This is a genomic window from Nocardia ninae NBRC 108245, assembly GCF_007990755.1.
GTDB classification, from domain to species: domain Bacteria; phylum Actinomycetota; class Actinomycetes; order Mycobacteriales; family Mycobacteriaceae; genus Nocardia; species Nocardia ninae.
In genome coordinates this window covers 87,123-93,255 of sequence record NZ_BJXA01000031.1, presented here as the reverse complement: position 1 = coordinate 93,255, position 6,133 = coordinate 87,123, and the positions used below count along the sequence as shown (strand labels likewise).

Annotated in this window: 7 protein-coding genes; 3 read left to right on the top strand and 4 right to left on the bottom strand. The window is 68.7% G+C overall.

Annotation, left to right across the window (positions count from 1 at the left end; all coding sequences use genetic code 11):
* Positions 1 to 267: 267 nt before the first annotated feature.
* Positions 268 to 1,383: an alanine dehydrogenase gene (gene ald, locus NN4_RS22580; protein WP_147134800.1), complete on the bottom strand. Its 1,116-nt coding sequence runs from the start codon at positions 1,381 to 1,383 to the stop codon at positions 268 to 270.
* Between the two features lie 105 nt (positions 1,384 to 1,488).
* Entirely contained in the window at positions 1,489 to 2,241 is a 753-nt protein-coding gene (locus NN4_RS22575; RefSeq protein WP_147134797.1) for an MBL fold metallo-hydrolase, read from the bottom strand.
* 71 nt (positions 2,242 to 2,312) lie between these two features.
* Between NN4_RS22575 and NN4_RS22570 the strand changes: the two genes are divergently transcribed.
* The 3 genes from NN4_RS22570 to NN4_RS22560 all read left to right on the top strand — a co-directional run bounded on the left by NN4_RS22570 (position 2,313) and on the right by NN4_RS22560 (position 4,143).
* Positions 2,313 to 3,275, top strand: coding sequence for a GlxA family transcriptional regulator (locus NN4_RS22570; protein WP_147134794.1), 963 nt, complete (start codon positions 2,313 to 2,315; stop codon positions 3,273 to 3,275).
* Positions 3,272 to 3,787 carry a gamma carbonic anhydrase family protein gene (locus tag NN4_RS22565; RefSeq protein ID WP_107655025.1) on the top strand — a complete coding sequence of 172 codons (516 nt, stop codon included), beginning with the start codon at positions 3,272 to 3,274 and terminating at the stop codon, positions 3,785 to 3,787. Before NN4_RS22570 ends, NN4_RS22565 begins: the two co-directional genes overlap by 4 nt.
* A 167-nt stretch (positions 3,788 to 3,954) precedes the next feature.
* Entirely contained in the window at positions 3,955 to 4,143 is a 189-nt protein-coding gene (locus NN4_RS22560) for a hypothetical protein (protein ID WP_228541426.1), read from the top strand.
* A gap of 24 nt (positions 4,144 to 4,167) precedes the next feature.
* On the opposite strand, the gene NN4_RS22555 is transcribed toward NN4_RS22560, so the two are convergent.
* Both NN4_RS22555 and NN4_RS22550 read right to left on the bottom strand, forming a co-directional pair.
* Positions 4,168 to 5,160 carry a GAF domain-containing protein gene (locus NN4_RS22555; RefSeq protein WP_147134791.1) on the bottom strand — a complete coding sequence of 331 codons (993 nt, stop codon included), beginning with the start codon at positions 5,158 to 5,160 and terminating at the stop codon, positions 4,168 to 4,170.
* 104 nt (positions 5,161 to 5,264) lie between these two features.
* Complete coding sequence (locus NN4_RS22550) at positions 5,265 to 6,077, bottom strand: SDR family NAD(P)-dependent oxidoreductase (RefSeq protein ID WP_147134788.1); 813 nt, start codon at positions 6,075 to 6,077, stop codon at positions 5,265 to 5,267.
* Between the last annotated feature and the right edge of the window lie 56 nt (positions 6,078 to 6,133).

Genomic DNA, 6,133 nt, shown 5'->3' with positions numbered 1-6,133 from the left:
GGCAGTGGCGTCGGTGGCGGCAGTGGCGGCGGTGGCGGTAGTGGCGTCGGTGGCGGTGGCGGTAGTGGCGTCGGTGGCGGTAGTGGCGTCGGCCTCGGCGTCAGGGCCCCGAGGTAGCGCCACACCAGCCACTGCCGGTCCGCTTCTCCGTTGCCGCTCGCGCGCTCGTTTCCGCTGAGAGACCTACGCCGCCACGAGTGGGCCACCGACTGGTGCTCGATCATCAATCGGCCAGTCAGTGCGTGACGGCCGGGCGAACGCGTGCGGTCAGCCCGCCAGCCCCACCGGTTGCGGCGTCGTATACCCATGCGCCGCAGCCACTTCCACCGACAACAGCCGACCAGCGTCCGCAGTCACACCGTGCGCGAGATCGTGGTGGACGGCGCACGCCTCTTTCCAACCGAGCTCGGCGATGGCGCGAACGTATGGATAGGTGGCGTTGGTGAGCGCGACGGTAGCCGTGGGCGGCACCGCACCCGGCATATTCGCGACACAGTAGAACAACGAATTGTGCACGCGGAAGGTGGGATTCGCGTGGGTGGTCGGGTGCGACCCGGCGAAGCAGCCACCTTGATCGATCGCGATATCGACCAGCACCGAACCGGGCCGCATCTGCGCGACCAGCTCGTCGGACACGAGTTTCGGCGCACGAGCCCCTGGCACCAGCACCGACCCGATGACGAGATCGGCGGCGGAAACGGCCCGCTGAATCTCGGCGGCATTCGACGAGACCGTGGCGATCCGCCCATCGAACCGAGCATCCAACTCACGCAACCGAGGCAAGTTGGTGTCCAGCACGGTAACTCGCGCACCCATTCCAGCGGCGACCGCAGCCGCGTTGGACCCGGCGACCCCACCGCCGAGCACCACCACATCGGCGGGCGGCACCCCCGGCACCCCACCGAGCAGCATGCCCGCCCCACCCAGCGGCGCCATCAGGTGATACGCCCCGACCTGAGCCCCGAGCTTGCCCGCAACCTCGCTCATCGGCGCGAGCAATGGCAGCGACCCGTCGACCGCCCGCACGGTCTCGTAGGCGATCGCGGTGATCCCGGAACGCAGGATGGCGTCGGTGCATTCCCGGGACGCGGCCAGGTGCAAGTAGGTGAACAGCACCTGCCCGCGCCGCAGCCGCGGATACTCCTCGGCGATCGGCTCCTTCACCTTCAACACCAGCTCCGCCGACCGCCAGACCTGGTCGGCGGAGGGCACCAGCCGCGCCCCCGCGGCCGCATAGTCGGCGTCGGCGAACCGCGACCCGACCCCCGCCCCGGCCTGGATCAGCACCTCGTGTCCCTGCGCCGCCAACTCCCCGGCGCCCGCAGGCGTCAGCGCCACCCGGAACTCCTGCTCCTTGACCTCCCGTGGAACTCCGATCCTCATACCGCCATCGTGGACCCCGCAACGGGCACACGCCACGAACGACGCGCGGGCGGCACACGATGATCATGAGACCGCCCGCCGACGAGCGGTTTCTGCGCAAGTTGATCAGACGGCGATCTCCACGCCGAGCGGCGGAATCAGCAACTGTTTGTCCCGCCCGGCGTACTCGAACAGCCGCCGCAGCCGATCCAGCGTCTCGCTGAAATGCACCCATCCTTCGCCGTGCACCGGCACGATCACGGCGTCACCGAGCACCTCGGCGGCTTGCACGGCGGTGCGCGCGTTCAGCGTGAGATCGGTATCGCCGAAGTGCCCGACATTGGCCGCGCCGACGAACAGCACCGCGACATCGATCCGGCCGATCCGCTCGACGATCTGCGCGACCCGATCGACCGACGCGTTGTCACCCGAGACGTACACGGTCGGCTGACCGTCGGCCTGCAGCACGAACCCGGTGACGACCCCGGTCAACGGCTCGCAGCCTTCGGGGCCGTGCAGCGCGGGCACGCCGGTGATCCGAATGCCGGAGATTGTCACGGTCTCCCAATTTTCCAGTCCCCGAACACCATTGATCCGCTCGGCGGCACCGGGCGTGGAGAGCACGGTCTGCGCGGACTTCAGGAATTCGCGCCCGGAGTTGTCCAGGTTGTCGGCGTGCTCGTCGTGCGAGAGCAACACGACGTCCACCGGACCGACCTGGTCGGCGGGCACCGCAGGACCGGTGAGCTTGTGCAACGTGACCGGACCCGGGTAGTCGCCGGGCGCGTCGAAGGTGGGGTCGGTCAGGAAGGTGTGGCCCGCGTAACGGAGGCGGACGGTGGGTCCACCGATGTGCAGAACATCGAGCTGATTGGTCATGTCATCGAGCTTGTCAACCCGACAACACACCCGACAGTGGCCCGAGAGCCGCCTATCGCTAAAATCGGGCCATGCACACCGTAGCCGTCCTCGCCTATGACGGCATGAGCCCCTTTCACCTGTCCGTACCGAGCCTGGTGTTCGGCCGCGTCGGCGTCCACGGACCGGCGCTGTACCAGGTGGACGTCTGCGCCGAGAAGCCCGGAAGTCTGCGTACCCCAGCAGGTTTCGACATCGAGGTGCGACACGGACTCGACCGGCTGATCCGGGCGGACACGGTGGTGATCCCGGCCTGGGAATGCGACCTGCCCGTCTCCGACGACCTCCGCACCGCCCTGCATCAGGCGCACGCGGCGGGCGCCAGGATCGTCGGCCTCTGCCTCGGCTCCTGGGCGGTGGCGGCCAGCGGGCTGGCCGACGGCCGCGAGGTGACCACCCACTGGGCGGCCGCCGCCCAACTGGCCCGCGCCTTCCCCGCGGTCCGGGTGCGCGCCGACACCCTGTGGTCCGACCTGGGCGACGTGGTCACCTCCGCAGGAGTAGCCGCCGCCCTCGACTGCTGCCTGCATCTGGTACGCACCGACCTCGGCAGCCGCGTGGCCACCGAACTGGCCAGGGACCTGGTCACCGCGCCGCACCGCAGCGGCTCGCAGGCCCAGTACATCCCGATCGCGGTCCCCGACGCCGCCGACGACGACCCCATCGAACGCGCAATGGTCTGGGCGCGAACACATCTCGGCGAATCGATCGACCTCGACGGCTGGGCCAGGGTCGCCCTGATGTCGCGGCGCACCTTCACCCGCCGCTTCCGCGATCGCACCGGCAACAGCCCGCAGCAGTGGCTGCTGCACCAGCGCACCGACCGCGCCAGGCTGCTGCTGGAAACCACCGACGACACCATGGACCGCATCGCCACCGACACCGGCTTCGGCACCGCAGTCAGCCTGCGCCACCACTTCCACCGCATCCTCGGCACCAGCCCGGCCGCCCACCGCGCGTTGTTCCAGGGAGCACGGCTAGGTTCGTCGGCATGAGGATTCAGATCGGTGAGTTCGCCCCGGAGATCGACGAGGCGGCGTGGGTCGCGCCGAACGCAACGGTGATCGGCCGGGTACGGCTCGCGGCCGAGGTCAGCGTTTGGTACAGCGCCGTGCTGCGCGGGGACCTCGAAGAGATCAGCGTCGGCGAGCGGACCAACATCCAGGACGGCTGCGTGCTGCACGCCGATCCCGGCTTCCCGCTCACCGTCGGCAGCGGAGTGTCGGTCGGGCACAACGCGATCCTGCACGGCTGCACGGTCGGCGACGACGTGCTCGTCGGCATGGGCGCCACCGTGCTCAACGGCGCGGTGATCGGCGCGGGCAGTTTGATCGCGGCCAACGCGCTTATTCCGGAGGGCGCGCAGATTCCGCCCGGGTCGCTCGTCGCCGGAGTGCCGGGCAAGGTCCGGCGTGAGCTCAGCGAGGCCGAGCAGGACGGCATTAGGCTGAATGGGGCTGTGTACCTACACAACACGGCGAATCACCGTGCCGCAAAAGAGGTGTGAGACAGCACACACTGATCAAGCGTCCAGTAGGAATCGCTGATAACATTCGGCCAGCGTGCCCGGTGACCCGGGGTCTCCTGCCGACACGGTTGTCGTGCGGCTTGTAGCGCAGTGGTCAACCCACCTGGGTCGGTGGGCGCAGAAGCGTGCAGGCAGGAGGTTTCACGATGATGGCGTACATGCAGTCGAGTATGCACCGGTCCACGGGGCGGATCAGCGTGGCCGACATTGCCGCCCAGCCGGGCGGCATCGAGGCATTACAGCGACGAGTCCACGAATTGCGTTCCAGCGGTGTGGATTTCGCCGCCAACGCGATCGAGCAGGAGATGGCGGCGCTGGACTTACCGCGCCAGTGATCGCCATCCCACGGTCACCGCGGATCATACGGCGGTGACCGTGGCCAGCCCGGCCGTGGTGTGCTGATCCAGCGCCATCAGCGCGGCCCGCACGTGCACCGATTGCCAGCCACCATCGACCCGGCGCAGTCGTACCGTGCCCTCCGTGCGGTGGCGCGCCAACTCCCGCGACATGGCTTGCGCGGCGACCAGATCGTCCGGATGGATCTGTGGCGCGGGCTGACCGGGTAGATCCGCCCAGGCGATATCCGGCATCGGCGGCCCGATCCACCGAATCAGTTGCAGCGAACGCAGATTCATGATGGCCCGGTACTCCCCCGGCGCCGTGGAGGCCTCCAGCAGTTGATACTCCAGGATCATCGGCGGCGGCGCCGAGGGCACCGCGGTCGCGGCACCGATGTCCTGGGTCACGCCGCGGAACAAGACCTCCTCATGCCCGTCGGCATCGGGCTCGATAATGATCCGGCAGGCGAAATGCCCTGCACGCAAGGCGTCGTCGTCGCGGCGGACGGTCCACACCGCTTGATGCTCGGTACCCGGCGCGGAGTTCACGATCTTCGCCAGCGCCTCGCTCTCGTCCCGATTGGTGACCAAGCGGGTGAACGCCCCCGCGATGGCAACCTCGGCCGCCCGGTCCTCGGGCGCGACACCGTACAGATCGAGCAGATCCACGCTACGCACCGACCGATTGGTGGTGAGGTTGAAGTACCACGCCCCCACCGGTTCTCGCGGCGGCAGCGACTCCCGCACCGGACCCACCCACAGGCGGACGGCATGCGCCCGCTCCGGCGTGATGAGCAGCGGCTCGGCCCGCACCGTGCGCCTGCCGTCCGTCGACACGCACGCGACCGGTTCACGGGTCCGGCAGGCCTGCGCGAGAGCGGCTTCCGCGTCCGCGAGCGACAGCGGGTTGCGCACGATATTGCGCAGCGGCACGAAGGACTTCGGCGTGGCACCGAACGCGATCACCTTGCCCGGCACGCCCGAAAAGCATTCGACCAGGATCCATTTCGCCATCAATCGTGTCCGATCGATCGCGTCCGATTGGACTCCATGACGAGAAGCGTTCGACCAGTTGCCATTTCACCATCATCCGTTCCCGACCGCGCGGGTGCGCACGGTCAGGAACGAAATACCATGTCCAGCACCCGTTCGTGATACGAGCCGGCGAACCTTGTGACCAGGTCCACAAGAAGGGCGTCCAGTCCGACGAGCACCTTCGCCTCACCGCGGGCGGCGCCACGCAGAATCGTCCTGGCCGCCGCGGCCGGGCTGGTGCGCGCGACGTGCCCCTCGAAGCGGCGCGCGACCGCCGCCGCGTCGATGCCGGGTGCGACGCTCGCCGACCGCGCGATGGAGGTGAGCACGCCGCCGGGATAAACCCCGGTGACCCGCACCATGCCGCCCGCAGCCCGCATGTCCTGGCGTAACGAGTCGGTGAACCCGCGTACCGCGAACTTCGCCGAGTTGTACGGCGCGTGCTGCGCCACGCCCACCAACCCGAACGCCGAGGACATGTTGACCACGTGCGCCCGATCGGCGGCCAGCAGATACGGCAGAAAAGCCTTGGTGCCGTTGACGACTCCCCAGAAGTCCACGTCCATCACGTGCTCGAAATCGCTGAACGGTGAGTCCGCCACACTGCCGACATGCAGGATTCCGGCGTTGTTGAACAGTGCCTCGACCCGTCCGTACCGCGCGGCGGTCGCCGCGGCATGGGCGAGCACCGCTGCCCGGTCGGTGACGTCGAGCGTGCTCACCGTCGGCTCATGGCCCACCTCGGCGCAGCGTGCGCCGGTCTCGGCGACGGCGTCGGCCGACTTGTCCGACAGCGCCAACAGGGCGCCGTCGGCGGCCAAGGCCAGGGCCAGTTCGCGGCCGATGCCGGAGCCCGCCCCCGTGATCGCCACCACCCGGTTCGCGAAATATGCCACGGCTCAACCCTTTCCAGCCCACTCGACATCCAAATCGGATATCCACAAAGGCTAAC

Bases quoted from the DNA above. Each gene is read 5' to 3' on its own strand.
- NN4_RS22575 (WP_147134797.1), bottom strand. From the start codon at position 2,241: ATGACCAATCAGCTCGATGTTCTGCACATCGGTGGACCCACCGTCCGC.
- NN4_RS22570 (WP_147134794.1), top strand. From the start codon at position 2,313: ATGCACACCGTAGCCGTCCTCGCCTATGACGGCATGAGCCCCTTTCAC.
- ald (WP_147134800.1), bottom strand. From the start codon at position 1,383: ATGAGGATCGGAGTTCCACGGGAGGTCAAGGAGCAGGAGTTCCGGGTG.
- NN4_RS22565 (WP_107655025.1), top strand. From the start codon at position 3,272: ATGAGGATTCAGATCGGTGAGTTCGCCCCGGAGATCGACGAGGCGGCG.
- NN4_RS22560 (WP_228541426.1), top strand. From the start codon at position 3,955: ATGATGGCGTACATGCAGTCGAGTATGCACCGGTCCACGGGGCGGATC.
- NN4_RS22555 (WP_147134791.1), bottom strand. From the start codon at position 5,160: ATGGCGAAATGGATCCTGGTCGAATGCTTTTCGGGCGTGCCGGGCAAG.